Raw genomic sequence first — 25,490 nt, forward strand, 5'->3', positions numbered from 1 at the left:
TTCGGACTTATAATTAATCATTAACAACTAACCATTGATAATTAAAACATGAAATCAGATATAGTTTTAGCAGGAGTAGGCGGACAAGGGATATTATCGATAGCCGCAACAATTGGTATGGCTGCTGTGGATAATAACCTTTACCTCAAACAAGCCGAAGTGCATGGTATGAGCCAGAGAGGTGGTGATGTGCAATCGCATTTGCGCTTGAGTTCACAACCTATTGCATCGGACCTAATTCCTAAGGGCAAAGCGGATATTATTTTGTCTGTAGAACCAATGGAATCGTTACGATATCTTCCATTTTTATCAAAGAAAGGATGGCTTGTGACCAATACAACTCCTTTTGTAAATATTCCAGAGTATCCGGATATGGATAAGGTGATAGCAGAAATTCAAAATCAGCCCAATCATATTGCTATCGATGCCGATAAAATAGCCGGAGAAGTAGGTAATCGACGAGCTTCTAATATTGTAATGCTGGGTGCTGCTTCCCCTTTTATTGATATTGCTTATGATGCTCTGGAGGAGGGGATTCGGAAAATATTTAACCGCAAAGGAGAGAAGATAGTGGAAGTTAATTTAAAAGCCCTTAGAGCTGGAAAACAGGCTACCGAAGAAGCTATAGCTCATATGAATTAAAAGCATCATTATAATACTCCTTCTGAAGTCGGCCTGCAATTGCGGTCGGCTTCTTCATTTATAAGTGAAGTATCATTTCAAGAAAAAAATCAATAAAACAAACTACATTTTAAAATCAATCCTTACCTTTGTTCGGTAATTAACGAACAACTATGTACAAGGAAGTTTTGACTGTGAAGCAAAAAAAGATAGCTCGCTATGCTAAGGCAATGGGGCATCCTATCCGAATGTATATTCTTGAATTGTTGTCGAAACAAAGTTGCTGCTACAGTGGAGATCTAACCGAGGAATTACCCATTGCAAAATCAACTCTTTCGCAGCATTTGAAAGAACTGAAAGATGCAGGATTAATTCAGGGTGAAATAGAAGCTCCTAAGATTAAATATTGCGTCAATAAAGAAAATTGGGAAGAAGCTCAGAATCTGTTTCGTGAGTTCTTAAAGTTGTAGGAAAAATTTTTTGAAATATTAGTTCGTTGTTTTGCGAACTGCGAACAAACTAAACACTTAATTAAAAATACTATGGAAATTAAAGTTTTAGGAACTGGTTGTAAAAAGTGTAAGACACTAGAAGCCGTTACCAAACAAGCTGTTGAAGAGCTTCAGTTAGAGGCTACCGTAGAAAAAGTAGAGGACATTCAAAAAATAATGTCGTATGGCATTATGCAAACGCCAGGTTTGGTAGTGGATGGGAAAGTGGTTTTGTCAGGCCAATTACCTGATATTAATTTGATGAAAGGAATTCTAACTCAACAAGGCAAATAATGAAAAATATAACTTTATTGGCAACTGCACTTACCTTTCTATTACTAAGTGTGAGTTGTTCATCGGGAAGCTCTAAAGGCAATACAACAGAAAGTGTGGCTAAGGCAGGTCAAGTAGAAGTATATTATTTTCATTTTAACCGCCGATGTGCTACCTGTAATGCTGTTGAGGAAGTTACCAAACAAGCCATCGCTGATAATTATGCTGAAAAAGTAAGTTTCGAAAGCTGTAACTTGGATGAAGAGGCTGGTAAAGCAGTTGGCAAGGATTTAGGCGTTTCGGGACAGACGTTACTGATTGTTGCTGGTGATGCTAAAATAAATCTTACCAGCGAAGCTTTTATGAATGCTCGCAGTAATCCGGATAAACTGAAAGCACTGATCAAAGAAAAAATCGATCCACTGTTGTAATTGGTTGTGTATGTGAAGGTAGTGGTTGTTATTGTTAAATCGATAAGTTTATGCAATAGTAACTACTGCCTTCTGCCTAAATAACTAACAAACTAATAACATGGAAGAATTTCTAAGTGGATTATATAGTAATAGTTCGGCTCCAGTTTGGTCAGCTTTGCTACTAGGTTTGATGACAGCCATAAGCCCTTGTCCTCTGGCAAGTAATATTACAGCCATTGGCTTTATCAGTAAGGATATTGAAAACCGAAACAAGGTTTTTATCAATGGACTGGTTTATACTTTAGGTCGTGTTTTTTCCTATTCGTTGTTGGCTGCTATTTTGGTTTTTGGTGCCGATCAAATCAAGATTGCAGGTGTTTTTCAGCAATATGGCGAAAAGATTTTGGGACCGGCACTTATTATCATTGGGTTGGTAATGCTGGGTGTGATTAACCTTAAACTTTGGGGTGCGAATGGATTGACTTCAAGGTTTCAGAATAAGCAAAAGCATAGTTATACTGATGCTTTTTTGCTGGGAGTATTGTTTGCTCTTACTTTCTGCCCATACAGCGGCGTTTTGTTTTTTGGGATGCTAATTCCTTTAACGATTGAAAGTTCGGCAGGGATGTTATTGCCACCTGTTTTTGCCATTGCCACCGGAATTCCTGTAGTGATTTTTGCCTGGTTGTTGGCTTACACGGTTTCGGGAGTTGGTACTCTATACAATAAAATTAAAACTTTTGAAGTGTGGTTTCGTCGGGTAGTGGCGGTAACCTTTGTTGGGATAGGAATATATTATACAATTGCAGTCTGGATTTAAGATGAATACAAAAAGAATTATAGCACTATTAGGTGCTCTTGTTGCCTGGGTGATCGTTTACATGTATTTGGTACCCATTTCTGATTTTATTATTGATGACCTGATTGGGATGGAAGCGGGTGCACATCTGACTGAATCGTTGCGTTTCTTTATTTTCGAAGTGCCCAAAGTTCTACTGTTACTGGTTCTGATTATTTTTCTGGTGGGGATTGTAAGATCGTATTTTTCGGCTGAGAAAACCCAAAAGGCATTAGAAGGTAAACCTCTTTTTGTGGGTAATGTTATGGCATCGGTATTAGGGATTGTAACGCCATTTTGTTCGTGTTCGGCCATTCCTCTTTTCTTAGGTTTTGTTGAAGCTGGAATACCCGTTGGAGTAACCTTTTCATTTTTGATTGCGGCACCCATGATTAACGAAGTGGCGTTGGTAATGTTGGTGGGCTTGTTTGGCTGGAAGGTGGCTTTAATATATGTTTCTACAGGTTTAATCGTTGCCATTACTGCTGGTTATATCCTTGAGAAATTAAAACTCCAGAAATATGTGGCTGATTGGGTGTTTGAGGTGAAATCGAACCAACAAGCCATGGAACTTCCTCAATTGACTTTTAACGATCGAATAAAAGCTGGTCTTGACTCAGTAAAAGAGATTGTAGGCAAGATATGGATTTATGTGATAGCAGGTATTGCCATTGGTGCCGGAGCGCATGGCTATGTGCCCGATGATTTTTTGGCGCGTGCATTAGGAGCTGATAACTGGTATTCGGTTCTTCTGGCAATTGTGGTTGGAGTGCCGCTTTATTCCAATGCTGCAGGTATCATTCCCATTGTTAGTGTTTTAATCGAAAAAGGAGTTTCGTTAGGTACTGCTCTGGCTTTTATGATGTCGGTTATTGGTCTCTCACTTCCCGAAATAGTGATTTTGAAAAAAGTACTGAAGTGGCAATTGATTGCCGTTTTTGTGGGAGTAGTAGCAACAGGAATTGTGATTGTTGGTTATGTGTTTAATTATTGGGTGTTTGCAGTGTAGATACTAGATTGGTAGATGAATAGACTTTAGACGGTTAGATGATTTGCCAGATGATGAGAATTATTAATTTATCATTACTGACCGATTAAAAATGTAGAAAAACATAGAAACGCCTATGTGATATGCAATCCCGCTGGGATTGTTATTAATAGGGTAGACTTATTATTTCTATAAATATTCAACTTCCCTGAAGTTGTTTTATTATCTCCAGCGGAGATAAATATTTATAGATAAGTGAAATGTAAATGACCAATCAACCTCAGCGAGGTTGAATATATATTTAATCGGTTATTAATGTTAATTCATAGTGGTTATACAATTTTATGACAACTATTTTTGTACCAAACCAAATGATTTAGTTATGAATATTCAAACCGAAAAACTGAGTTTAATTGAGTGGATATCTATGCTGAATGATACCTCAATTATAGAGAAGCTTTCTAAGATCAAGGATGATTATTCAAAATCAGATGATTGGTGGGACGCTTTAAAGAAAGATGAACTGGATTCGATTAATAGAGGTTTAGAGGATTTTGAAGAGGGAAGAACTCACTCTCAAGAGGAAGCTCATAAAATATATAGATAGTATTTGTGATTAATTTTTCATTTGGATTATAAATAATCTACTGCCTTCTGCCTTAAAACTTACAAACTATTAGAGGTGTAAAACCAGAATAAATTGCATAAATAAATACCAACCCCAATAATGAAAAAGATCTACTACGACTTGCTTTTTGTACTTATATCAGCCGTAATTTTAACAGTATTAGTTAATACCGGAATACTTGAGAAGTATTTGGGTTTTATTTTGATTCCCATATTAGGAGCCTATTATTTGGGGCAGGTAGTGGAGAGAAAGAGACGAAGTTAATTAATATCTAAGCTTCAAATTATCCATTTAACGTATACGATATTGAGACTACCTTGCTAACCTTTAAGCCTTATCCAGCAAAAAAAGTCAGGTAATATTTAAACCTAAAAAGTCGTCTTTTTAAAAAATTGAGCATTATACAAACGTATAAAGCTCATCTTATAAATAGGTGGAGTAATTTGCAAACCTAAAATGCCATCTTTTAAAAAAGTGGAGCAATAAGCAAACATATAAAGCTTGTTCGACAAAAAAGTGGAGCAATATGTAAACGTATAAAGCTCATCCGGCAAAAAAGTGGAGTAATTTGCAAACCTATATTGTAATCTTTGAAATGACTGCATTATGCGTTTGTATATTGCAGTCATTAGAGGTTTTTATTTCATCAATTCATCAGACAAAAGCTGTGTGTTGGCAAAAAGCTGATCGGCACCTGCATCCAACAATACCTGGTCTTTTAATTTACCGGTGTTAACGGCAATGGTATAGATTCCGGCGGCTTTGGCTGATTCAACTCCCAGCGGAGCATTTTCAACCACTATACATTGTTCTTTTTCTAAACCCGATTTCTCTAAAGCAATCAAATATGGTTCAGGATGAGGTTTACCTTGTTTTACATCACGACCCGATATAATATTTTCTTTGGCTACTCCAAAATGTGCATCTAGCTTATCAACCAAAGTGGGCTGTTTCGATCCGGTAACTACAAATACATTTACACCTTTAGCTTTTAAATGAGCAATCAGTTCTTGCATGCCTGGCAGGATAGGAGCTTCGGGGCATTCTTTCATCAGGCGCGTTTTTTCGCCGTAAACCTTGTCTATATCTTGCTCTGTGGCAGGGCGATTCAGAAATTTATCAAAAGCATATTTGATAGTTGAAAATCCCGGACGTCCCTCATTCATATACGCTTCTTCTGCAGGAAAATCAATTTCAACCGTCTTCATACTTTCGCGCCAGGTATATTCGTGGTTGGGCATTGAGTCGTAAAGTACCCCATCCATATCAAAAAAAACAGCCTTGATTGTTTCCGGTATCATAATGGTTTTTGTTTTGAGCTGCAAAAGTGTGGAAAATATGCATAGTAGGCAAGGAAATAGCTGATGGCTTATCACCGATGGCTGTTGAGTTGTTTAATTGTGTTTCAACTCAACAGTTCAACAAATTTGCAATTCAACAAAAAATATCCAGTGGGCTGAAGCTATTAGCTAAAAGCTTTCTCCGGACTTCGTGCTACGGACTTTCGAACTAAGAATGCAATTCGACAATAATTTCCTTTCTTTGTAAATCAAAACCAATTTACCTGAATATGACCATAAGCATTGAAAAAACTGTGAGTGAAACGTTACCAGAGTTGATTCTGGGCGGTTTTTTAATTTCGGTTGAAGTGGAACAAAGCAATGAAGAGCTGCTTACTTTAATGGATGATGAATTAAAAACGCTTGAGCCTGTATTAACGCCCGAATCGATACGTGAAATGGCAACGGTTAAAGCCAATAAAAAAGCTTATAAAGCATTGGGAAAAGATCCCAACCGTTATCGTCCGTCAGCAGAATCGCTATTGAGACGAGTGGCTAATGGTAAGGGATTGTATCATATCAATAATGTGGTTGATATTCTTAATTTGATATCAGTAAAAACCGGTTATTCCATTTGTGGATACGATTACAATACGGTTGAAGGTGCTGTGGTATTGGGTAAAGGGATGGAAGGCGAACCATACGAGGGTATTGGTCGTGGTGAATTAAATATAGAGAATTTGCCTGTTTTCAGAGATGAGAAAGGTGCTTTTGGTACACCCACCAGCGATTCGGTGCGCACCATGGTAACAGAAAATACCAGGCAATTTCTAATGATTATCATTGGTTTTGATGATCAGGCAAAAATAGAAGCTGCATTGGATGAAGCCTCATCTTTATACAGTAAGTTTGCCAAAGGAGAAGAGAAAGATCGATTTTTTATACATAATGCGAATCAATAGTTCAATTTGTTTTATAGCAAAGTTCAACCCACTTTCGGGGTTGTATCATTAGTCAAATAGACACCCCGCGCTCCGCACGAGGCTATTATTATTAATGTCCTTCGGACATTTTCAAATCCTGAAGGGATTTAATATGAATAGCCACGGGTGGAACCCGTGGAAAATGATCGTATTATAAACGAACCCAAAAGTGGGTTCAACTGTTGATTCGCATACATAGCTAAAAAGTAAGATTAGCTTGTTATGTATTAAAAAAAGAAGTGTAAAATTGTTTTAGGCAAGCTGTAAATGAACTACTGACTACTGCCTAAAAACTAATGAACTGATTAAGAATGATTGAATATTGTGCGTTGGCATCGGGTAGCAATGGTAACTGCTACTATGTGGGAAATGAAGAAGAGGCGGTATTGATTGATGCCGGCATCAGTCGTAAGCAGGTGCTGAAACGCATGAAAGAGGTGGGATTGAAGATTGAAAAAGTAAAAGCCGTATTAATTACACACGAGCATTCTGATCATATCAGAGGTTTGCGTGTGTTGGCCGATCTTCATCAGATAGATGCGTACTTGACTAAAACGACACAGGGTAGAACCCGTATTCATCATCAACCTTCAAAAGTAAGAGTGTTTGAACCCGGCGATACCATTGAGGTTGGTTCAATCAAAGTTCATTCGTTTGCCAAAAAGCACGATGCAGTTGATCCTTGTAGTTTCCGGGTGGAGCTAAACGGACGAAGCATTGGGGTGATGACTGATATTGGAACGGCTTGCAGTAATGTTAAAGAGCACTTGCAACAGTGTCATGCTGTTTTTCTGGAAAGCAATTACGATGAGCAGATGTTGCTTGAAGGTCCGTATCCGGCTCATCTGAAAAGCAGGGTAAAATCCGATAATGGGCATTTAAGTAATGATCAGGCTTTAAAAGCGGTTGATAAATTGAAGAACAGTCCTCTTCAAACCATTCTGTTATCGCATATTTCGGCTGATAATAATCGACCCGAATTAGCTTTAAAAACCTTTCAGACGGTGAGCGATCGATATCAGATTTATGCAACTTCGCGTTATGCCCCGTCAGAAGTATTTACACTTGAACCTGGAGTAGATATAAAAGAACAAGCTGATCAGCTTAGTTTGTTTTGATGATAAACCGAACACAATAACATGAAAAAAGAAGGTACATCATATGGTATCATGTTAATGTTATTGTCAGTAGTGGCTTTTGCTATAATGGCTACACTGGTAAAATCGATGTCGCATGTAAGTACTTTTGTTACTGTATTCGTACGTTTTTCAGTAGGAGTTGGGATTCTTGGAATATTGGCGCTTTTTAAACGAATAGATCTGAAATTTGTACGAAGTCCTTTGTTATTATTAAGAGGAATCTCCGGAGCAGTATCTGTTACCTTATTTTATTTTGCCATTGTAAAAATAGGCATGGGCAAAGGATCGGTTTATTCCTATTCGTATCCGGTATTTGCCACATTGTTAAGCGCCATTGTGCTAAAAGAAAAGGTAAGTGTTCCAAAATGGATACTTATTTTAGGTGCATTTGTAGGTATAGTCCTGGTTTCGTTAAAATTCTCTGGCTCCGATGAAGGCTGGAGTCTTGGTTTCTACGATGTACTAGCCATGTGCAGTGCCATCACCAATGCCATTTCAATATTAATAGTGAAAAAACTACATGGTACCGATAATTCATATGCTATCTTTTTTGCTCAGAGCATTGTAGGATTTTGGATCTTTCTTATCCCTGCCAATATGCCTGAAATTACAGGTCCTGTAAATGGGAGTTATGTGCTAATTATTATTGGAGTATTTTCAGCCATGGCTCAGTTATTAAATACCGAAGGTTATCGCCATGTTTCCATAGCTACAGGGTCGCCTTTTCATATGTTGATTCCTGTGGTAAATGTTATAATCGGAGTATTGGTATTTAACGAAACCTTCAGTGCCTTGGAAATTATTGGAGCATCGCTGGCCGTGCTATCGTGTCTTGGCATTATGCTTCTAAATATCAAAAAACAGTAAATCAATATGTCAAAAATACTTCTTGTAACGCCTCCTTTAACTCAATTGAATACACCTTATCCGGCTACGGCTTACCTAAAGGGATATTTAAATACCATTGGTGTTGATAGTCGCCAGTGCGATTTGGGTATTGAGCTGATAAACGAAATGTTTTCGAAGGAAGGTTTGCAACGCATTTTTGATCATGTTGAAATAGACGAAGCATCAGAAGATGCCCTGCGTTTATGGGCTTTGAAAAATGCATATATATCGGTGATTGATGAGGTGATTGCCTTTTTACAGCATCCAACCACGGAGCAGTCTTACCTTATTTGTAATACCGATTTTCTGCCACAAGGAAGTCGCTTTGCCCAGGTTGATGATCTGGATTGGCTGTTTGGATCCATGGGATTGATCGATCAGGCCAAGCATTTATGTACTCTGTTCTTAGAGGATTTGGGTGATTTTATTACCGAAGTAGTAGACCCTCATTTTGGTTTTTCGAGATATGCCGAGCGTTTAGGAAGATCGGCCACTACTTTTGATGATTTATACGAAGCATTGAATTCACCTCTATCTTTGATTGATAAAATGATGTTGGAGTTGTTCGGGCAACAATTAAGTCAGGCCGAATTTGATTTGGTTTCCATATCCATTCCTTTCCCAGGTAACCTCTTTGGTGCTTTGCGCATAGGGCAATGGTTAAAACAACATCATCCAACTATTAAAATCAATTGGGGTGGAGGATTTGTAAATACCGAACTTCGATCGGTATCAGATCCTCGTGTTTTTGAGTTTGTCGATTTTATTACACTCGATGATGGAGAACGTCCACTGCAACTATTGTGCGAGCATTTGGATGGAAAGTTAGAGTTGCAAGGATTGTTACGCACATTTGTATTGCAAAACAATGAAGTTGTTTACATCAAAAATGAGAAGCAAAACGATGTTCTTCAAAAAGAAGTAGGAACGCCCGATTATAGAGGTTTGCCTTTGGATAAATATATTTCGGTGGTAGAAGTGGCCAACCCCATGTTTCGTTTGTGGAGCGATGGACGTTGGCTTAAACTCACATTGGCTCATGGTTGTTACTGGGGTAAATGCACTTTTTGCGATGGATCGTTGGATTATATCGGACGATACGAGCCCAATAAAGCAGCAGATATTGTTGACCGAATGGAGCAAATGATGAAGCAAACGGGCTTGAATGGTTTCCATTTTGTTGATGAAGCAGCACCGCCAATGTTACTCAGAGAAGTGGCTTTAGAACTGCTGAGAAGAAAGCTAAAAGTAACCTGGTGGACCAATATTCGCTTTGAAAAAAGTTTCACGGCCGATTTGTGTATGTTATTAAAAATGAGTGGATGTATAGCGGTTTCCGGTGGTTTAGAAGTGGCTTCTGATCGTATCTTGAAGCTGATTAATAAAGGTGTTGATATTGCTCAGGTTACAAAAGTAACATCTCACTTTAAACAAGCCGGTATCATGGTTCATGCCTATTTGATGTATGGTTTCCCAACTCAAACAGCACAAGAAACAATTGATTCGCTGGAAGTAGTTCGTCAGTTGTTTGAACTTGATTTGCTGACATCGGCTTTCTGGCATCAGTTTGCCATGACAGCTCATAGCGATGTGGGTTTGCATCCCGATAAATACCAGATTCAAATTACAGGTGGGCAGAATGGAAGTTTTGCCAATAACGACTTGTTTCATGCCGATCCCAAAGGTGCACCGCACGAAATATTTGGCGAAGGATTAAAAAAGGCTTTGTATAACTATATGCATGGGGTGGGCTTTGATTGGCCGGTAGATGAATGGTTCGAATTTAAAACACCTAAAACACTTCTTCCTCCTAATTATCTTCAATTGTTTTTGAAGGAAGCAACTGCTATTAAAGAAACAGCACGCTGGATTTGGATGGGAGTACTTCCTACTTGTTCATTCTATCAGAAAAAGAAAGGGAAGAAGTTGGTTGAAATGGCAGAGTTAATCATCTATACAAAAACTGAAACGTTCACAATCCATATCAAAAAGAATTTAGCTGAGTGGCTTTTGAATTGGCTTCCTCAGTTAGTTTTTAGCTCTGAATCTGTTTTTAAAACAGCTGATTTAAGAAGCTCCTTTGAAGAAAATCAATTGGGTAGATTCGATATTTTCCTTAATAGTTATACCTGCAAACAATTAAAAGAAGCTGGTTTAATGATTTTATGATGAAATAATGATTTTCCGCAAACCGTTTCGGAAGGCTCTTCTTAATTATTTTCGGTGAGGTTGGATTTGTGTAAGTGATAGTATATTAGTATTTAAGGTTGGTTATTAGTTTTTTTGAAGAAAGGTATTTTTAGACTCTTATTCATCAATCAGTTATCTTTACTTTGAATATAAGTTCGTTAATATTTAGTTGGATAAAGACAATTGTTGCATTGTAATCTTACCTAAAATAACGCACTATTTAGCTAACTAATCAATCGTTAATAATGAAGAATCTTTTTGTTTCGGGATTGCTTTTAAGCTTGTTTTTGATCAGTTGTCAAAGTCCTGAAAAAGCATCACAAAAACCCGAAGTACCCTTTGTTTGGGAAAACGCGAATGTTTACTTTTTATTGACCGATCGTTTTAAAAACGGAAATGCTGATAATGATATCAATTATAACCGAACCGGAGAAAGTGGCTCGTTAAGAGGATTTGAAGGTGGTGATTTTAAGGGAATCACACAAAAAATCAACGAGGGCTATTTTTCTGATTTGGGAATCACAGCTTTATGGTTTAGTCCTGTTGTGGAGCAAATTCATGGGGCAGTTGATGAAGGAACCGGCTTAACCTATGCCTACCATGGTTATTGGGCAAAGGATTGGACAGCCATTGAGCCCAATTTCGGAACAGAAGAAGAATTCGCCAAATTGGTTGAAGCTGCCCATGCAAAAGGCATTCGTATTCTAATGGATGTTGTCATCAATCATACAGGGCCTGTGACTGAACTGGATCCGGTGTGGCCCGAAGGATGGGTACGTCAAAAACCACAGTGTAAATATGCCGATTATGAATCAACAGTCTCATGTACTTTGGTTGAGAATCTGCCGGATGTTTTAACCGGAACAGATCAGGAAGTTGAATTACCAAAGCAATTATTGGAAAAATGGGAAGCCGAAGGGCGATTGGAAAAAGAAGTTAGCGAATTAGATGCTTTCTTTTCTACTACCGGATACCCAAGAACACCACGGTATTATATTATCAAATGGTTAACCGACTTTATCAGAAAATACGGAATTGACGGTTATCGTTTGGACACAACCAAACATACCGAAGAAGGTGTTTGGGGAGATTTATGGAAGGAAGCAGTCAAAGCTTTTGCTGAATGGAAAGAAGCGAATCCGAATAAAGCATTGGATGACAATGACTTTTTTATGGTAGGCGAGGTCTATGGTTATGGTATTTCCGGCGATCGCATATATAATTTTGGAGATAAGCAGGTTGATTATTTCAATTATGGAATGAAAAGTCTGATTAATTTCGATTTTAAAGGTGATGCCAATAAGCCATACGAAGAACTGTTTTCGTATTACAGCAATAAATTAAATGGGCCATTAGCGGGCCAAAGTGTATTGAATTACACTACTTCGCATGATGATGGTTATCCTTTCGATAAAGATAGAACCAAAGTCATTGAGGCGGGAACCAAACTGATACTTTGTCCGGGGTCTTCACAAGTATATTATGGTGATGAATCAGCACGAAGTTTGATTGTTGACGGAGCAGTAGGAGATGCTAATCTTCGCTCATTAATGAATTGGGATGATCTTAAAGACAACACATCAGTTAATGGAGTACCAGTAAAAGATATTCTACATCATTACCAAAAATTAGGAAAATTTCGGGCTGAGCATCCATCAATTGGAGCGGGTGTTCATACAATACTTAAGTCATCCCCTTATTATTTTAAAAGAGAATATACTAAAGGTGATTATTCTGATAAGGTAATTGTTGGGCTTGATTTGCCAAAAGGAAAGAAAGAAGTACCTGTAGCGGGTGTTTATAATGATGGAGAAGTATTAACTGATTCTTATTCTGGTGCTCAGGTTAAAGTGAAAAATGGTTTGGCTAAATTAAATACTGATTTTGACATAGTGTTATTATCTAAATAGATAATTGTTTTTGTGTGGTTTAATAATCCGGGCTAGTCCCGGATTTTTTTTATCTTCAAAAGATTAAAAACAATGCTATGAGAATTCCCTTTTATCAGGTTGATGCTTTTACCAATGAACTATTTAAAGGTAATCCGGCAGGTGTCTGCTTTGTGGATGAATATCCTGAAGATAATATAATGCAGAAGATTGCCACAGAGAATAATCTGGCAGAAACGGCTTTTGTAACAAAAGTAAACGAAGATCAGTTTTTTATTCGTTGGTTTACGCCTGCTGCCGAAGTGGAATTGTGCGGGCATGCAACTTTGGCAAGTGCTTTTATTTTATTCGATAAATTGGGGTATCAAAAAGAAAAAGTGTTGTTTGATACTCTTTACAGCGGAATCTTAACGGTTCAAAAAGAGGATGATTGGTTATGGATGGATTTTCCGGCTGATGATATTCAAACGGCTGAGATTACCGATGAGTTAAAAGCTGCTTTTCCATTAAGGCCGGATTCTGTTTTGAAGGGGAAAACAGATTACGTATTGGTTTACAGTCTTCAAAAACAGGTGGAAGAGGCAATGCCTGATTTACAAAAGCTGGCTAAGGTTAATGCACGTGGAGTTATCGTGACTTCAAAAGGGGATAGTGTTGATTTTGTTTCTCGTTTTTTTGCGCCACAGATTGGTATTGATGAAGATCCGGTAACCGGTTCGGCTCATACCTCATTAACTCCTTATTGGTCAGGAGTGCTGGAGAAGAAAAATTTAGATGCATTACAATTATCAAAAAGAGGAGGAGTTGTAAAGTGTATTTCTCAGGGCGATAGAGTAATTATTGGGGGGCAGGCTTGTTTGTATCTTGAAGGAACAATAGAAATATAAAAAGGGAACAATTTGCTCCCTTTTAAATTATTAAAACTGAATACCTGTACTGAATCCAAACCAGGTGCTGAGTCTTTTATTTCCAACATTATGAGATGATAAGGTTGAATTCCAATGAGGTTGCAGGTTATCTCCCAATGGTTCTGATGTACGTTTAGCTACACCCACGTTAAAAGTTGGTGCAATATTAAGAGTCGCAAAAGTCCCAATCGGAATACCGATTCCGAATTTTAACTGATTCACAAGGTTGGTTCTATCCATATACAAGAATTTATCAGCTCGGTCATCATCAATCCATAACTCCTGATGAACAGTGGCTTCCAGATTTACCTTCCAATTATTTTTTAAGTTGCTCTGATGTCCAAATCCTGCACCAATAGCCCAGCGAGAAGATTCATCCGGTAGTTTAGAAAGTATGTATACCGAATAAAAATGCTGAACGCCTAATTTAAAGCTTGCCTGAGCAATGCTCCAGTCTGAGGCTGATACTTCAAAGGCTCTGAATCCGTTTTTTCGAACAATACTAATCAATGCAATGGGCACGCCGTCAATTGAATCACACACATTAATAAAACCTGCTAATTGCAGACCTTCAACTTTATCAGCCACATTGATAAATCCAGCTATTTGGGCATTGGTATTTCCTTTGGCTGCCACATTAATAAAACCGGCTACTTGTGTCGCTGTATCGGTTTGGGCTGAAGTATTGACAAAGCCGGCAATTTGTGCGCCTTTTTTAGTGACGCTCGTATTATTGATAAATCCTGCTATTTGTGCTCCATTATTATGTGGTGTGTGGTTAACAAAACCTGCAACCTGTGCTCTTGAGCTACCTTTGGCATCAACATTTACAAACCCTGCTACCTGAACGCCATTCATACTTTGAGTAGTATAGTTGATAAAACCGCCTATTTGAGCACCTGTTAAGGTTTTGTTTGCTGTATTTACAAATCCGGCAATCTGGGCTCCGTCAACCGATGTGTTATTAACGTTAACAAATCCCGCACCCTGAAAACCTTTTGAAGTATAATCATTTTGAAGATTTTTTGTTCCGGTAATATTTATAAAACCAGATAACTGGGCTCCGTTTGTATAGTATTTATTGATATTCAGAAAACTACCTGCTTCAAAACTCTCGGTTGCACCGGTTTGGCCCATAAACAGGTTCAGCGAAACATTATAGCTATTTTTAATTGAGTTATGTCCGTCTGTTCCTAACGGATAGAGAAATGAAAACTGAAAGTCTTTTTGCTGAAGACTATCTGTTTGAGCAAAGCTAATTGCATATAAGCTTGCTAAAAAAATGGAGAGTACTTGTCTTTTCATTGCTGTATAGTTGTGTTATTATTTTTGTTTTAATGACAGCAATAAATGGGAAGGGTTGCATCAAAACAAAAAAAGCTCATTGCCGAAACAATGAGCTTAAACAAATAAATGAATATATTATTCCTCGTTTTCTTCTTCAGGTACACTAATTTTTCCATTGTAGTTGATAAAACTGCGGTTATTACTGGTTATACCAACAGATGTTGAACCTCCGTAGCTAATGGTCATTCTTATCTTATAATAATCCTTATCTCTTACTTCAAAAGTGTATTCGATTGACTTTTTCTTTTCGTTAATCTCCATCTTTTGTTCCAGCATTTCGCCTTTAAATTTCATTCCTCCTTCACCTGATCCATAGCTGGCTTGAAAGGCTCTTCCAAAATAAGGCATATCTGATTCTGCCTTTTCATCTGTTACCTTAAGGAATCCGTAATTGGTTGTTAAATCGATTGAGCGTCCTCCTTGCGGGAAAGCACGATCAGGCACAAAAATAAAACTTCCGCTCTCAACTAATTTGAGTGTTTCAGCAAACTCTATCTGTTGTTTTTCTTTTCTGTTTTTTTTCTTCTGAGAATAAGAATTTTGAGGCTGAATAAAGCCAATAATTCCAACGATCAATAGGGTAACAATTGCTTTCATGATAATTTGGTTTTATTTTTACATAAAGATATCAAAAGATATGCCAAATAATCAAGTAGTTTCCTTCGCTTATAAAAAGTGTATTGTCTTCGAAATAGTGTTCCAAAAACCAGATGGGAATTTATAATAATATCATTAATTTATTGGTTTGTATTTGAAATTAAGGAACAGAAAAGAAGTCAAAAAGCTAAGGAATATATCGATTATATGAGAAATGGTTTTAAGTAGGATGCATTAGTTAAATCTTTAACCTTAAATATATGAAGAAGTTAAGTGTGTTGTTAATTAGTTTAAGCATTGTTTTTTCGTTGTATTCGCAAGAGGAACAATCATTTAAAGATAAGCTATATACTGGAGGTCATGTTGGACTTACATTTGGTAATTATACTAATATAATGATCAGTCCAATGTTGGGAGCTCGCCTTAATGAAAAGGTTTATGCAGGATTAGGTATCGAATATCAATATACAAAAGATAAGAGAGTAAGTCCTTCAAGAACATATAATCAATATGGAGGAAGAATTTTTACTCAATATAATTTATTGCCAACCGTTTTTGCACATGCTGAATTTGCTGGTTTAAGTATGGAAAGGTATAACTTTCAACTCGATAAAGAGAGGAATTTTGTTCCCTTTTTATATGTTGGAGGAGGTTACAGGCAGCGAATCAGTGAAAGAAGTTTTGTTTCATTCAGAGTGCTTTTTGACGTACTGCAGGATAAGAATTCGCCATATAATGCCTGGGATCCGGTATTTAGTGTAGGCTTTGGTGTTGGTATTTAGATATACGACCTTAACTTGTATACACCAATTCCCATCCATTCTTTTATTAATATCGACCAGCTATCCAATGTTCTTAATGATGGTAAAAAATAATCGGTAGGTTTTAAGGGTGTTAAGCTTCGTATGGGTTGCGTTGGGTAGGGGATGATATTAATTTTTTGCTTCTCAAAACAGGCCTTTGCTCTGAACATGTGAAATGCAGATGTAACCAGTACAACTGATTTTTGTTGATTCTGTTTATTTAATAGTTCAGAAGTGTAAAGTGCATTTTCGTAAGTGTTACGAGACTTAGATTCTACTAAAATCCTTTCTTCAGGAATTTGAATCGATTGAAGATACTTCAACAGGTAATCAGACTCAGGTGTTTCATCAAAATATATATTTGCACTTCCTCCCGATAAAATTAACTGGTTGCTATCGTTCTGATAAAACAAGGGTAAAGCCTGTAAGATTCTATCTGCTGCCTGGTTAAAACAAATTTGTCCATTCTCTTCATTCAAAGATGAATATCCACCAAGCACCACAATGTTATACGATTGATTGTTTGTTAGCTGAGGAGTTGAATAGAGTTGCTCCCAACCAGAAGTCACAGACTGATAAATGGCCGTGTTTGAGAAAAATACCAAATTAACCAAAGCAATAATTCGTAGTGATTTTCTTAATCTTTTGCGTTTAATGAAATGTGCTGTGATAAATAAAAGTAAACTCCAATTAAACGGATATATCAGAAAGGATAAAATTTTTGATAAGATGAAAAACATTTGTTTTGGCTAAAATTTGCAAGTTTTCGTTGAACATTTAATTTTGTAATGATGCTAAAAGTAATCCATTAACCACAAATTGAAAAAACTAAGATATGCATTTTAATCAGATACTCCGTGAACGCTATTCGATTCGTGAATACAAATCTTCAAAAGTTTCAAAGGCTCTGTTAATAGAAGTATTGGAGGCCGGTAGATTAGCTCCTTCGGCTGCTAATAAACAGCCCTGGAAGTTTATTGTTGTTTCGGAAGAGGAGAACCTGACTCAATTAAAAGAAGCATATAGCAGAGAGTGGTTCAAAAAAGTTCCTCAGGTTATTGTTATTTGTGGTGATCATAGTCAATCGTGGAAGCGATCTTTTGATGGCAAAGATCATTGCGATATTGATGCGGCTATTGCTATTGATCACATGACCCTAAGAGCAACAGAATTAGGACTAGGAACATGTTGGGTTTGCCATTTCGACCCGGAACTGGTAAAAAATTTATTACAACTTCCTGAAGGTATTGAACCAATAGCTTTGCTTCCTATTGGTTATCCTATTGAAAATAAACCGCCGTATAAAATACGTAAGAATATAGAAGAGGTAGTTTTTGAGGAGAAATTTGGGCAATCATTAAAAAAATAGAAGTGATCTAAAAAGATACACCCGCGCCCAATGAAACCATTCCAAAATTACTAAATGTATAAGAGGTTTGCAGGTTGAGAAAATAAATTCTCACCTGTGCACCAAATTCATATTCCATATTAGAAAAATCATATTCATTTATAAAAGGATCTGTCACAGCTGATGTTTCTCCGGGTATATCGGTATACGTTCCTTTAAATGATGAATCGATGGTTCGTTTACTATATCCAATACTACCATATATATCAACAATGGTAAAATGAGCTCCCATCAGAAATCGACCTGAAATGTTAGTTCCATCCATTTCAAGTGTTTGATTCGTTTGGCTGTTAAAACTAATATCAGAACTGGTATTGATTTGTGAATAGGTAGCCATTAAAGAAGCTTCTAAAAACGGATGTTTTTGCAAACATCTGAAATAAGGAATTAGACTGTGTTTTAATCCAACACCCCACATAAAAGTGTCTCCAATATTTGTATTATTCAAAGGAGGCGCTATTCTGATACTGACATCAGTATTTGCTGATACTCCAACACTGGCTGATATCAGGGGTAACCCTAATGTTTTTATTTCTTTGCCATTAGGTACCATTGTAGTTGCTTCATTATAAATTAACTCCGGACGGTCTTGAATAGATGGGTAATTATACACGGCAGTAGGTGCATTATAATTGTTGGCATTTAGCAATGTAACACCCGTAAGCTGATTCGTTTCGATTAAATTGTTTAAGTCATAAAGTTTGTTTCCATTTGAGAAACTTTGGTTGTAGAAGAAATGTAGTGTAAATCTACCGGGACGTAATACACGAGGTGACATATTCCAACCACCAATCAGGGTTGAGTTAATCATGCCGGCATAAGGTTGTAGATATAAGTTGGATAATACCTGAGCATTATCAACACCGTAGTTTAAAAAATCAACTACTTGTGTTTGGGCTTTTACTTTCAGCCCGGTAACCCCAAGTAAAATAATACAACTGTATGTTAAGAGTTTTTTCATTATTTACTATTAAGTATGGTTTTGGCCTGTGCTGTTGTTATTCTTTTTCCATTAGAATAAGCAACAACAAACCCTTTAATACCTTCAGATTTCATTATTGAATTAGCTTGATCATAACTATTGAACTTACCAACCGAGTATCTGTACCAACCGTCTCCTTCGTTCATAATAATGGATCTACTACCATTATAAACCTGTTTTAAGCGCGTTTCAACAACCGGAGCTTTATCGGCTATTATCTGGATGGAGAAATATACTTCTGGTTGTTTTACAGGCTCAGTAACCTCAACAACCGGAACAATAACTTCTTCAGGTTTTTCTTCAACAATTTCTTCTATAGCAGGAACTGTATCCGTTGGAATAACTTCTACTGTTTCAACAGGTGGTAAGGTTTCTTCTACCTCTTCTTCGGGTGTGCGGTTGAGAAGTTCAAGTATATCAGTATATAAAGAAGTCTGGATTTGTCGATGGATATTAATGGCGTTGGCACTGTGCATCATAGCATCTTGCAGATGTCTACTATTTCTGGATTGCCGCATTTCTTTTTTAGACTTTTTTACCTCCTGTTCTGTCTGAGCAAGTAGCTTGTCAATATCATTGGTGAATTGGAGTTCTTTTTTTAGTCGTTGTAAACGTTTGAGGTAAACATTTGTTTTTAGGAAAACTCCTGTGTAATAGGGTCTGCAGGATCTTAGAGAGGATTGAATTTTGTCATCATCTAAATGGGTTCTGGGCGTAGAGCTTTGTGAGCCCTGATAGGTAGAAAGAAGGGTGTTTATTTGGGGATATAATGCAATTCCTTTGTTAATCTGTTTATCGCCTTTTGACAATTTATTTATTTCGGATGAAGAAAATACAAGGTCAAGGCTATCATTAGACAACTGAGCATATGATGAACTCATCAGTCCTAACAATAAAACAGCAATCAATAATCTATGAAAATGATTATGATTCACGGTAGTTTGGATTTTAAATAATGGGGTGTTTTGTGCATTTCCTGAAAATGTTCAGGAGTGAGAGAAAAGAGCAGCCATAAAGACTGCTCTCTGAGGTCTTTGTTTATCTGAAATTGATACCTACACCGGCTGTAATTGCCGAGTAATCACCAACAGTATAATCAGCATGTATTGAAAATATCGCCAGGCGAATTCTCATTCCTACGTTAAAATCGAAATTTCCTGTGGAATAGTCAAGTGAAATTGGATTTGTTTCAGGTTCATTTGTCGGACCAACATTAAAATCACCTACCACATCAAATGTACTTTTGGTGTTTCCGTATCCAATGCCTGAATAAAAAGCAACTACAGGTAAATTAGCTCCAATCAACAATCGGCCCGTATATGCATCGGCTGATGTCTCGAGATTACCACTACCAACACTACCACTAATGCCCAATTTTGATTCAAAATGAGTGTATGCAGCAAGGGCTGAAACCTGTAAAACAGGTATGCGTTTGATAAACGGTATATAATCTTTTAACGAATGTTTTAATCCTAATCCCCACATGTATGCTTTACCATAATCACCATATTCAACCCTAGGCATAAAACGTCCCATAATTTCGGTATGGAAAGGTAAGCCTACAGCTCCGGATACCATTGGACTGACAAAGGTATTCATGCCGGAACCATTTAAAGTAACTAATTCTTGTTGGGGAACATCTTGGTGTGCAAAGGCAATTTCTCTGGCTTTATCTCCAGCCATTGTAGGGGCAATGGTTTGTCCATTCATGGCTTGCAATTGTTCCAAAGATAATTTAGAAACATCAAAACTTTCTTTGGAGCTTGGGGCAGTGGTGTAAGTACCTGATATGGTAATATCAAATCCAGCCAGTTTATGCACCTTCGCTGAGTTGTACCAACCACTGTTTAAGTTAACGCCTAACATTTCACCATAAGGTCGTAAGTATTCTTTTCCTATCAGGTTGGCATCATGCATACCTCCTTTTAAAAGATCTATTGGAAGGTTTTTCTGAGCATTTATTGATGTTGTAATCAATAAAAAGGCAGTTGCTACATATATCAGATTTTTCTTCATGTTGTTTTGCTTTAATTGATGTGTGTATTGATTATTATTGATTACTGATTAGTTCCAAAGCTTCTTTAACAGAGATGCGTTCATCTTTATTATAAGCTACAATAAAGCCTTTAATATTTTCTTCCTGCATAGTTTTTCGTGCTTTAGTTACATCGGTAAACTTACCAAGCGAGTATCTGTACCAACCGTTTCCGGTTTTCTCAATTATCTCAAGGCTACCGCTGTAAGCTTGCTTTAATTGAGACTCTGAGGCTTTTTGTTTATCAGCTAAAAATTGAATTGATAGAAACACATCCATAACAGATTCGGGTTCTTCCACTGCAGTTTCTTCATTTACAGTAATAACCGATTCTTCTTCAGGTGTTTCTTCTGTTTCTTCGGGCATGGCGGCTACCGTAGCAACTGCTGCACCTGTTGCAATGGTTGCCGTTGAAGTTACTTCTGGTTCAATAGTTGTAACAGGTACCTGAGTGGTTTCAATCTCTTCAACAACCGGTTCTGGCTGAGGTTCGATAGTGGTTGTAGAGTCAATAACGGCAATAACCTCTTCCTCTGGTTCAGTAGTTTCTGTAACTTCTTCCTTTGTGGAATTACTTTCTAATACTGACAGGAGGAATTTCTCTTGTAAAGCAATTGCCTTGCTTTGATTTTCTTGTGCCAGTTCAAGCATCGCAATCATATCAGCAGGTGATGTAAGTCGCTCTGCTTTATTGTATTGCTTTTTAGCTTTTTTCTCAAGAGAATGAACATCACTACGAGTTTGTGCTGCCTCAGAATTACCTTCTTTTTCTAAAGCTTTTATTCTTTTGTCCAGAGTGTTAATATGTTTACCATATCCATCTTCGAAGAAAATGGCGGCTTTCATTTTTGTTTCTGCAATTTTTTGGTTTCGCTTATTAATCTTACGGGTTTTAATTCTTCCTTCCGCATTTTTAAGCGCTTCAACTTCTTCTTCCAGTTGTTTTACTTCATTAATAACAGAATTGCCCTTCTTTATAAGTTTTTCAGACGATGTCAGTTTTTTAATTTCTTTTTCATTCAGATGTTTTTTTACTTCATTAGTTTGGGCATTCCCAAAAAATGGGAAAATAAGCATGGCTAAAACAATGGTACTTCTAAAAAGATGATTTAGCATTTCGATAGTTTGTTGTTTTTGATTAATAGTTGTTTAACTCAAAAGTATTTAAAAATTAAATATACTTTACGCTTTTTAACGAACGATTGTTAAAAAGGTTTGTTGTTTAAAAGTAATAAAATGACTTCTTACTTGATTATTTTTGTGACTTCATTAGAAATAGATAAAATTATAGATCATGATAAATCCTTTATTAAAGACATTTGAAACAAAACATAATACACCACCATTTGATTTGATTAAAGAAGAGCATTATTTGCCCGCTTTTAAAGAATTAATGGAGGAAGGACGTAAACATTTTAAAGCCATTGTTGATAATACCGACGAACCAAGCTTTGCCAATACTATTGAAGCAATGGAAGAAGCCGGACGACAACTAGGAACTGTGAGTAGTTTGTTTTTTAACCTCAATCATGCCGAAACCAATGAAAAGATTCAGTCTATTGCGCGTGAGGTATCTCCATTGCTTACCGAATACTCGAATGATATTTGGTTGAATGAATCTTTGTTTTCGAAAGTGAAGACGGTGTACGACAATAAATCTACCACAAAATATACCGTAGAAGAAGAAAAATTATTGGACGATACCTATAAAGCTTTTGTACGTAAAGGTGCTTTACTTAAAGGAGAAAAGCGGGAAGAATATCGTAAAATAACTAGTGAGTTATCGCGGTTGAGCCTTGAGTTTGGTGAGAATCTTTTGGCTGAAACAAATGGTTTTCAACTTCATTTAACTAATGAAGATGAACTGGAAGGATTGCCGGAAGGATCGCGTTCGGCTGCTCGTGAAGTGGCGCAATCGCAAGAGAAAGAAGGTTGGGTTTTTACCTTGCATTTCCCAAGTTATGTGCCTTTTATGAAGTACTCATCGCGACGTGATTTACGCAAGCAAATGTTTATGGCCTACTCAACCCGAGGGCATAACAATAATGAACATGATAATAAGGAAATTATTAAGAAATTAGTTTCCTTGCGTGTAGCTAAAGCACATCTTTTGGGATTTGAAACTCATGCTCATTATGTGTTGGAAGAGCACATGGCCTTGCATCCTGATAAAGTAAATACCTTTTTACAGGATTTATTGGATGCTTCTTATGAAATAGGTAATGAGGATGTGAAAGCAGTTGAAGAATTTGCTCACAAAAATGGATTGGAAGATCCTTTGGAGCGTTGGGATTACCCTTTTTATGCTGAGAAATTAAAAGCAGAGAAATATGGTTTGGATGATGAAGCTACCCGTCCATATTTCAGATTAGAGAAAGTAGAAGAAGGTGTTTTAAGTTTGGCTTCACGATTGTATGGACTTCGTTTTGAGGAAACAAAAGAGATTTCAAAATATCATAACGAGGTTAAGGTGTTTGAAGTTTATGATGCAGACGATACTTTTCTAAGTGTTTTTTACGTTGATTACTTTCCTCGTCCGACTAAACAAGGGGGAGCCTGGATGACTTCTTTCCGTGATCAGTATCAAAATGTAAGACCACAGATATCAATCGTATGTAATTTTACTCGTCCAACTGGTGATACACCGTCGTTACTGACATTTAATGAAGTAAAAACCTTTTTACACGAGTTCGGACATGCTTTGCATGGAATGTTGAGTAATGTAAAATACCAAAGCTTATCAGGAACCAATGTGTATCGTGATTTTGTTGAGCTTCCTTCTCAGATTATGGAAAATTGGGCTACTCAAAAAGAGTGGTTAGCAGAAGTGGGAAAACACTATCAAACGGGTGAGGTAATTCCTCAGGAATTGATTCAAAAGATTATTGATAGCGATAATTACCAAAGTGGATATGCAACAGTTCGTCAGCTAAGTTTTGGACTAAATGATATGGCCTGGCATTCGTTAAAAGAACCATTTGATGGTGATGTAGTGGAGTTTGAAAAAGAGGCCATGCAGGTTACTGAGTTATTTCCTGAAGTGGATGGAACGGCATTTTCAACCGGTTTTTCACATATTTTTGATGGGGGATATGCTGCCGGATATTATGGATATAAATGGGCGGAAGTGCTGGATGCCGATGCTTTTGATTCATTCCTGGAAAATGGAATCTATGATAAGGCAACTGCTGAGAAATTCAGAAAAGAAATTCTGGAAAAAGGCGGAACTCAACATCCGATGACTTTATATAAAAATTTTAAAGGTAAAGAGCCCTCAATAGAACCATTGTTAAAGAGAAGCGGATTAATGAAATAATATTAGAGGAAGGACGGTAATTACCGTCCTTCTTTTTTATTTCTTCGTTTTTGATGTGAAAAATTTTGTCATTGGTTCTGCTGAAATACCATGTACAAAAACACTTATTAAAATGGTACAACATGCAGTAAGTACAATGGTGTTGCCATAAGCCAGATCACCTTCAAAAACCATAGCTGCAAAAACAATACTGGCTAATCCTCTTGGCCCAAACCATGCGATAAATAATTTACTATATCCCGATATTTTGTTATTCAATAAACAAAGCAATACCGGTAGAATTCTGATGACGGTAAGACTAAGGATAGAGTATAAAATGATGGGTAAGGTTAATAATGGTAGGATTTCAGCCGTGATGACGCTTCCAAAAACAATCCAGACTACAGCATTTAATATTTTACCAACACCAAGAGCACCTGTTAGCATTGTGGATTTGTGATTTTTTAACGCCCGGTTAAAGATAAGACCGCCAACAAAGGTGGCAATAAAACCACTACCATCTAATGTTTGTGCCAATGAAAAACAAGTTAAAGCCATTACTATAACAATTGATGGCTTCCAAGCAGACTCAATCCACTGCTTGGTTAATCCATGTTTTATCACCAAAGATCCCAAATAAGCTAAAGTGGCACCCACCAAAACTCCAATTCCAATTTCTTTAATAAACAATCCAAATGCAAACCCAAAAGTTACATGCTCATTAGCGTCAAATTTGTAAATACTCATCAACAGCAGTAAGATAGGAACACATATACCATCATTTAGTCCGCTTTCCACATTTATTCCTTCTCTGACTTTGGCCGGAACACTTTTATGGTTTACAACAGGTTCACCCAGAGCAGCATCTGTAGGAGCTAAAATGGTTGAAAGAATCCCCAGTTCAATCCAACTCATTGCCGGAAAAACTAATTTACCAATCAGAACTCCAAAAATAATGGTAATGGGTAAACCAATTAATAATAGATGGTACGGAATGGCTATCTGACCTTTTAAAGTTTTTAGATTGGCTTTAGAAGCATCTGTGAAAAGGACTAAGGCTAAAGCACATTCGGCGAGTGTTTTGTATACTTCTTCATTGAACTTAATGCTGAAAAAATCAATTGTAAATGGTCCCAGAACAAGTCCCACAAACAAAAAAAACATGGCACTACTAATAGGTTTTTTTTCAACTTTTCCGGCTATTAAACTATAAATTAGGATAATTATGCATAGGATGGCGAAGTTCTGATACATCAAATTATTTGTATTAGGTTAGGGGTTAATAGTAATTGTTTTAAAAAATAACAATTTATAAAATTTTATATAATCACTCTGTTATATTACCTGTTTTTTGATGTTGTATTTGTTAAAATCAAATCATGTTATGATGGTATGATTCCCTTGTTTAGTCAGGTAAAAGCTTTATATATCCTTAATTGTTTGATTCAATACTTCTATTAAACAAGTTTATAATGAGGATTTTTGGGGTGGTTG

At 36.9% G+C, this 25,490-nt stretch carries 26 protein-coding genes; 17 read left to right on the plus strand and 9 right to left on the minus strand.

The genetic code is table 11. The features are described 5' to 3' along the window. Nucleotides 1–48 precede the first annotated feature (48 nt). The 8 genes from KEM10_RS17995 (at nt 49) to KEM10_RS18030 (ending at nt 4,516) form a co-directional block, all read left to right on the plus strand. Entirely contained in the window at nt 49–642 is a 594-nt protein-coding gene (locus KEM10_RS17995; RefSeq protein WP_212217562.1) for an indolepyruvate oxidoreductase subunit beta, read from the plus strand. Nucleotides 643–794: 152 nt separating this feature from the next. Next, nucleotides 795–1,091, plus strand: a complete 297-nt coding sequence (locus tag KEM10_RS18000; RefSeq protein ID WP_212217564.1) for an ArsR/SmtB family transcription factor — start codon at nt 795–797, stop codon at nt 1,089–1,091. 72 nt (nt 1,092–1,163) lie between these two features. Next, the gene (locus tag KEM10_RS18005; RefSeq protein ID WP_212217567.1) at nt 1,164–1,406 is read left to right on the plus strand and encodes a thioredoxin family protein; all 243 of its coding nucleotides are present in this window, start codon (nt 1,164–1,166) and stop codon (nt 1,404–1,406) included. Further along, the gene (locus KEM10_RS18010) at nt 1,406–1,816 is read left to right on the plus strand and encodes a nitrophenyl compound nitroreductase subunit ArsF family protein (RefSeq protein WP_212217569.1); all 411 of its coding nucleotides are present in this window, start codon (nt 1,406–1,408) and stop codon (nt 1,814–1,816) included. Before KEM10_RS18005 ends, KEM10_RS18010 begins: the two co-directional genes overlap by 1 nt. Before the next feature lie 100 nt (nt 1,817–1,916). After that, nucleotides 1,917–2,618, plus strand: coding sequence for an aromatic aminobenezylarsenical efflux permease ArsG family transporter (locus KEM10_RS18015; RefSeq protein WP_212217571.1), 702 nt, complete (start codon nt 1,917–1,919; stop codon nt 2,616–2,618). A 1-nt stretch (nt 2,619) separates the two neighbouring features. Then, nucleotides 2,620–3,645 carry a permease gene (locus tag KEM10_RS18020; protein WP_212217573.1) on the plus strand — a complete coding sequence of 342 codons (1,026 nt, stop codon included), beginning with the start codon at nt 2,620–2,622 and terminating at the stop codon, nt 3,643–3,645. A gap of 361 nt (nt 3,646–4,006) precedes the next feature. Beyond that, the gene (locus tag KEM10_RS18025) at nt 4,007–4,231 is read left to right on the plus strand and encodes a hypothetical protein (protein WP_212217575.1); all 225 of its coding nucleotides are present in this window, start codon (nt 4,007–4,009) and stop codon (nt 4,229–4,231) included. 120 nt (nt 4,232–4,351) lie between these two features. Then, nucleotides 4,352–4,516, plus strand: a complete 165-nt coding sequence (locus KEM10_RS18030; RefSeq protein WP_212217577.1) for a hypothetical protein — start codon at nt 4,352–4,354, stop codon at nt 4,514–4,516. A gap of 374 nt (nt 4,517–4,890) precedes the next feature. On the opposite strand, the gene KEM10_RS18035 is transcribed toward KEM10_RS18030, so the two are convergent. Continuing rightward, complete coding sequence (locus tag KEM10_RS18035) at nt 4,891–5,553, minus strand: HAD family hydrolase (protein ID WP_212217579.1); 663 nt, start codon at nt 5,551–5,553, stop codon at nt 4,891–4,893. A 269-nt stretch (nt 5,554–5,822) separates the two neighbouring features. On the opposite strand from KEM10_RS18035, the gene KEM10_RS18040 reads away from it, so the two are divergent. From KEM10_RS18040 to KEM10_RS18065, 6 genes are all read left to right on the plus strand, one after another. Then, complete coding sequence (locus KEM10_RS18040; protein WP_212217581.1) at nt 5,823–6,494, plus strand: B3/B4 domain-containing protein; 672 nt, start codon at nt 5,823–5,825, stop codon at nt 6,492–6,494. A 332-nt stretch (nt 6,495–6,826) separates the two neighbouring features. Next, a complete protein-coding gene (locus tag KEM10_RS18045) occupies nt 6,827–7,633 on the plus strand; it encodes an MBL fold metallo-hydrolase (protein ID WP_212217583.1) in 807 nt (268 codons plus the stop codon). Nucleotides 7,634–7,654: 21 nt separating this feature from the next. Continuing rightward, entirely contained in the window at nt 7,655–8,521 is an 867-nt protein-coding gene (locus KEM10_RS18050; RefSeq protein WP_212217586.1) for a DMT family transporter, read from the plus strand. A 6-nt stretch (nt 8,522–8,527) separates the two neighbouring features. Next, complete coding sequence (locus KEM10_RS18055) at nt 8,528–10,711, plus strand: B12-binding domain-containing radical SAM protein (RefSeq protein ID WP_212217589.1); 2,184 nt, start codon at nt 8,528–8,530, stop codon at nt 10,709–10,711. Between the two features lie 266 nt (nt 10,712–10,977). Continuing rightward, nucleotides 10,978–12,642 carry an alpha-amylase family glycosyl hydrolase gene (locus KEM10_RS18060; RefSeq protein ID WP_212217592.1) on the plus strand — a complete coding sequence of 555 codons (1,665 nt, stop codon included), beginning with the start codon at nt 10,978–10,980 and terminating at the stop codon, nt 12,640–12,642. Nucleotides 12,643–12,719: 77 nt separating this feature from the next. Beyond that, on the plus strand, nt 12,720–13,508 hold the full coding sequence (locus tag KEM10_RS18065; RefSeq protein WP_212217595.1) for a PhzF family phenazine biosynthesis protein: 789 nt from the start codon (nt 12,720–12,722) through the stop codon (nt 13,506–13,508). 30 nt (nt 13,509–13,538) lie between these two features. On the opposite strand, the gene KEM10_RS18070 is transcribed toward KEM10_RS18065, so the two are convergent. Together KEM10_RS18070 and KEM10_RS18075 are read right to left on the minus strand one after the other, a co-directional pair. Next, on the minus strand, nt 13,539–14,834 hold the full coding sequence (locus KEM10_RS18070) for a hypothetical protein (protein ID WP_212217598.1): 1,296 nt from the start codon (nt 14,832–14,834) through the stop codon (nt 13,539–13,541). A 117-nt stretch (nt 14,835–14,951) separates the two neighbouring features. Continuing rightward, nucleotides 14,952–15,473, minus strand: a complete 522-nt coding sequence (locus KEM10_RS18075; RefSeq protein ID WP_212217600.1) for a DUF4251 domain-containing protein — start codon at nt 15,471–15,473, stop codon at nt 14,952–14,954. 260 nt (nt 15,474–15,733) lie between these two features. On the opposite strand from KEM10_RS18075, the gene KEM10_RS18080 reads away from it, so the two are divergent. Continuing rightward, complete coding sequence (locus KEM10_RS18080) at nt 15,734–16,255, plus strand: hypothetical protein (protein WP_212217602.1); 522 nt, start codon at nt 15,734–15,736, stop codon at nt 16,253–16,255. Here KEM10_RS18080 and KEM10_RS18085 read toward each other — a convergent pair. Beyond that, a complete protein-coding gene (locus KEM10_RS18085) occupies nt 16,252–17,016 on the minus strand; it encodes a YdcF family protein (RefSeq protein WP_212217604.1) in 765 nt (254 codons plus the stop codon). The genes KEM10_RS18080 and KEM10_RS18085 overlap by 4 nt on opposite strands. Before the next feature lie 95 nt (nt 17,017–17,111). On the opposite strand from KEM10_RS18085, the gene KEM10_RS18090 reads away from it, so the two are divergent. Further along, complete coding sequence (locus KEM10_RS18090) at nt 17,112–17,645, plus strand: nitroreductase family protein (protein ID WP_212217606.1); 534 nt, start codon at nt 17,112–17,114, stop codon at nt 17,643–17,645. Between the two features lie 7 nt (nt 17,646–17,652). Here KEM10_RS18090 and KEM10_RS18095 read toward each other — a convergent pair whose 3' ends face one another. From KEM10_RS18095 to KEM10_RS18110, 4 genes are all read right to left on the minus strand, one after another. Further along, entirely contained in the window at nt 17,653–18,645 is a 993-nt protein-coding gene (locus KEM10_RS18095; protein ID WP_212217608.1) for a DUF6588 family protein, read from the minus strand. After that, on the minus strand, nt 18,645–19,601 hold the full coding sequence (locus KEM10_RS18100) for an SPOR domain-containing protein (RefSeq protein ID WP_212217610.1): 957 nt from the start codon (nt 19,599–19,601) through the stop codon (nt 18,645–18,647). Before KEM10_RS18100 ends, KEM10_RS18095 begins: the two co-directional genes overlap by 1 nt. A 103-nt stretch (nt 19,602–19,704) precedes the next feature. Next, on the minus strand, nt 19,705–20,682 hold the full coding sequence (locus tag KEM10_RS18105; RefSeq protein WP_212217613.1) for a DUF6588 family protein: 978 nt from the start codon (nt 20,680–20,682) through the stop codon (nt 19,705–19,707). Between the two features lie 34 nt (nt 20,683–20,716). Then, nucleotides 20,717–21,817, minus strand: a complete 1,101-nt coding sequence (locus KEM10_RS18110) for an SPOR domain-containing protein (RefSeq protein ID WP_212217615.1) — start codon at nt 21,815–21,817, stop codon at nt 20,717–20,719. Nucleotides 21,818–21,995: 178 nt separating this feature from the next. Between KEM10_RS18110 and KEM10_RS18115 the strand changes: the two genes are divergently transcribed. Further along, nucleotides 21,996–24,017 carry a M3 family metallopeptidase gene (locus tag KEM10_RS18115; RefSeq protein WP_212217618.1) on the plus strand — a complete coding sequence of 674 codons (2,022 nt, stop codon included), beginning with the start codon at nt 21,996–21,998 and terminating at the stop codon, nt 24,015–24,017. A 36-nt stretch (nt 24,018–24,053) separates the two neighbouring features. On the opposite strand, the gene KEM10_RS18120 is transcribed toward KEM10_RS18115, so the two are convergent. Beyond that, nucleotides 24,054–25,250, minus strand: a complete 1,197-nt coding sequence (locus KEM10_RS18120; protein WP_212217620.1) for a cation:proton antiporter — start codon at nt 25,248–25,250, stop codon at nt 24,054–24,056. Between the last annotated feature and the right edge of the window lie 240 nt (nt 25,251–25,490).

Origin of the sequence: Carboxylicivirga linearis (assembly GCF_018271995.1) — a bacterium.
Taxonomy (GTDB): domain Bacteria; phylum Bacteroidota; class Bacteroidia; order Bacteroidales; family Marinilabiliaceae; genus Carboxylicivirga; species Carboxylicivirga linearis.

Excerpts from the sequence above, each read along its gene's own strand:
- KEM10_RS17995 (WP_212217562.1), top strand. The coding sequence starts at position 49 with ATGAAATCAGATATAGTTTTAGCAGGAGTAGGCGGACAAGGGATATTA.
- KEM10_RS18000 (WP_212217564.1), top strand. The coding sequence starts at position 795 with ATGTACAAGGAAGTTTTGACTGTGAAGCAAAAAAAGATAGCTCGCTAT.
- KEM10_RS18005 (WP_212217567.1), top strand. The coding sequence starts at position 1,164 with ATGGAAATTAAAGTTTTAGGAACTGGTTGTAAAAAGTGTAAGACACTA.
- KEM10_RS18010 (WP_212217569.1), top strand. The coding sequence starts at position 1,406 with ATGAAAAATATAACTTTATTGGCAACTGCACTTACCTTTCTATTACTA.
- KEM10_RS18015 (WP_212217571.1), top strand. The coding sequence starts at position 1,917 with ATGGAAGAATTTCTAAGTGGATTATATAGTAATAGTTCGGCTCCAGTT.
- KEM10_RS18020 (WP_212217573.1), top strand. The coding sequence starts at position 2,620 with ATGAATACAAAAAGAATTATAGCACTATTAGGTGCTCTTGTTGCCTGG.
- KEM10_RS18025 (WP_212217575.1), top strand. The coding sequence starts at position 4,007 with ATGAATATTCAAACCGAAAAACTGAGTTTAATTGAGTGGATATCTATG.
- KEM10_RS18030 (WP_212217577.1), top strand. The coding sequence starts at position 4,352 with ATGAAAAAGATCTACTACGACTTGCTTTTTGTACTTATATCAGCCGTA.
- KEM10_RS18035 (WP_212217579.1), bottom strand. The coding sequence starts at position 5,553 with ATGATACCGGAAACAATCAAGGCTGTTTTTTTTGATATGGATGGGGTA.
- KEM10_RS18040 (WP_212217581.1), top strand. The coding sequence starts at position 5,823 with ATGACCATAAGCATTGAAAAAACTGTGAGTGAAACGTTACCAGAGTTG.
- KEM10_RS18045 (WP_212217583.1), top strand. The coding sequence starts at position 6,827 with ATGATTGAATATTGTGCGTTGGCATCGGGTAGCAATGGTAACTGCTAC.
- KEM10_RS18050 (WP_212217586.1), top strand. The coding sequence starts at position 7,655 with ATGAAAAAAGAAGGTACATCATATGGTATCATGTTAATGTTATTGTCA.
- KEM10_RS18055 (WP_212217589.1), top strand. The coding sequence starts at position 8,528 with ATGTCAAAAATACTTCTTGTAACGCCTCCTTTAACTCAATTGAATACA.
- KEM10_RS18060 (WP_212217592.1), top strand. The coding sequence starts at position 10,978 with ATGAAGAATCTTTTTGTTTCGGGATTGCTTTTAAGCTTGTTTTTGATC.
- KEM10_RS18065 (WP_212217595.1), top strand. The coding sequence starts at position 12,720 with ATGAGAATTCCCTTTTATCAGGTTGATGCTTTTACCAATGAACTATTT.
- KEM10_RS18070 (WP_212217598.1), bottom strand. The coding sequence starts at position 14,834 with ATGAAAAGACAAGTACTCTCCATTTTTTTAGCAAGCTTATATGCAATT.
- KEM10_RS18075 (WP_212217600.1), bottom strand. The coding sequence starts at position 15,473 with ATGAAAGCAATTGTTACCCTATTGATCGTTGGAATTATTGGCTTTATT.
- KEM10_RS18080 (WP_212217602.1), top strand. The coding sequence starts at position 15,734 with ATGAAGAAGTTAAGTGTGTTGTTAATTAGTTTAAGCATTGTTTTTTCG.
- KEM10_RS18085 (WP_212217604.1), bottom strand. The coding sequence starts at position 17,016 with ATGTTTTTCATCTTATCAAAAATTTTATCCTTTCTGATATATCCGTTT.
- KEM10_RS18090 (WP_212217606.1), top strand. The coding sequence starts at position 17,112 with ATGCATTTTAATCAGATACTCCGTGAACGCTATTCGATTCGTGAATAC.
- KEM10_RS18095 (WP_212217608.1), bottom strand. The coding sequence starts at position 18,645 with ATGAAAAAACTCTTAACATACAGTTGTATTATTTTACTTGGGGTTACC.
- KEM10_RS18105 (WP_212217613.1), bottom strand. The coding sequence starts at position 20,682 with ATGAAGAAAAATCTGATATATGTAGCAACTGCCTTTTTATTGATTACA.
- KEM10_RS18110 (WP_212217615.1), bottom strand. The coding sequence starts at position 21,817 with ATGCTAAATCATCTTTTTAGAAGTACCATTGTTTTAGCCATGCTTATT.
- KEM10_RS18115 (WP_212217618.1), top strand. The coding sequence starts at position 21,996 with ATGATAAATCCTTTATTAAAGACATTTGAAACAAAACATAATACACCA.
- KEM10_RS18120 (WP_212217620.1), bottom strand. The coding sequence starts at position 25,250 with ATGTATCAGAACTTCGCCATCCTATGCATAATTATCCTAATTTATAGT.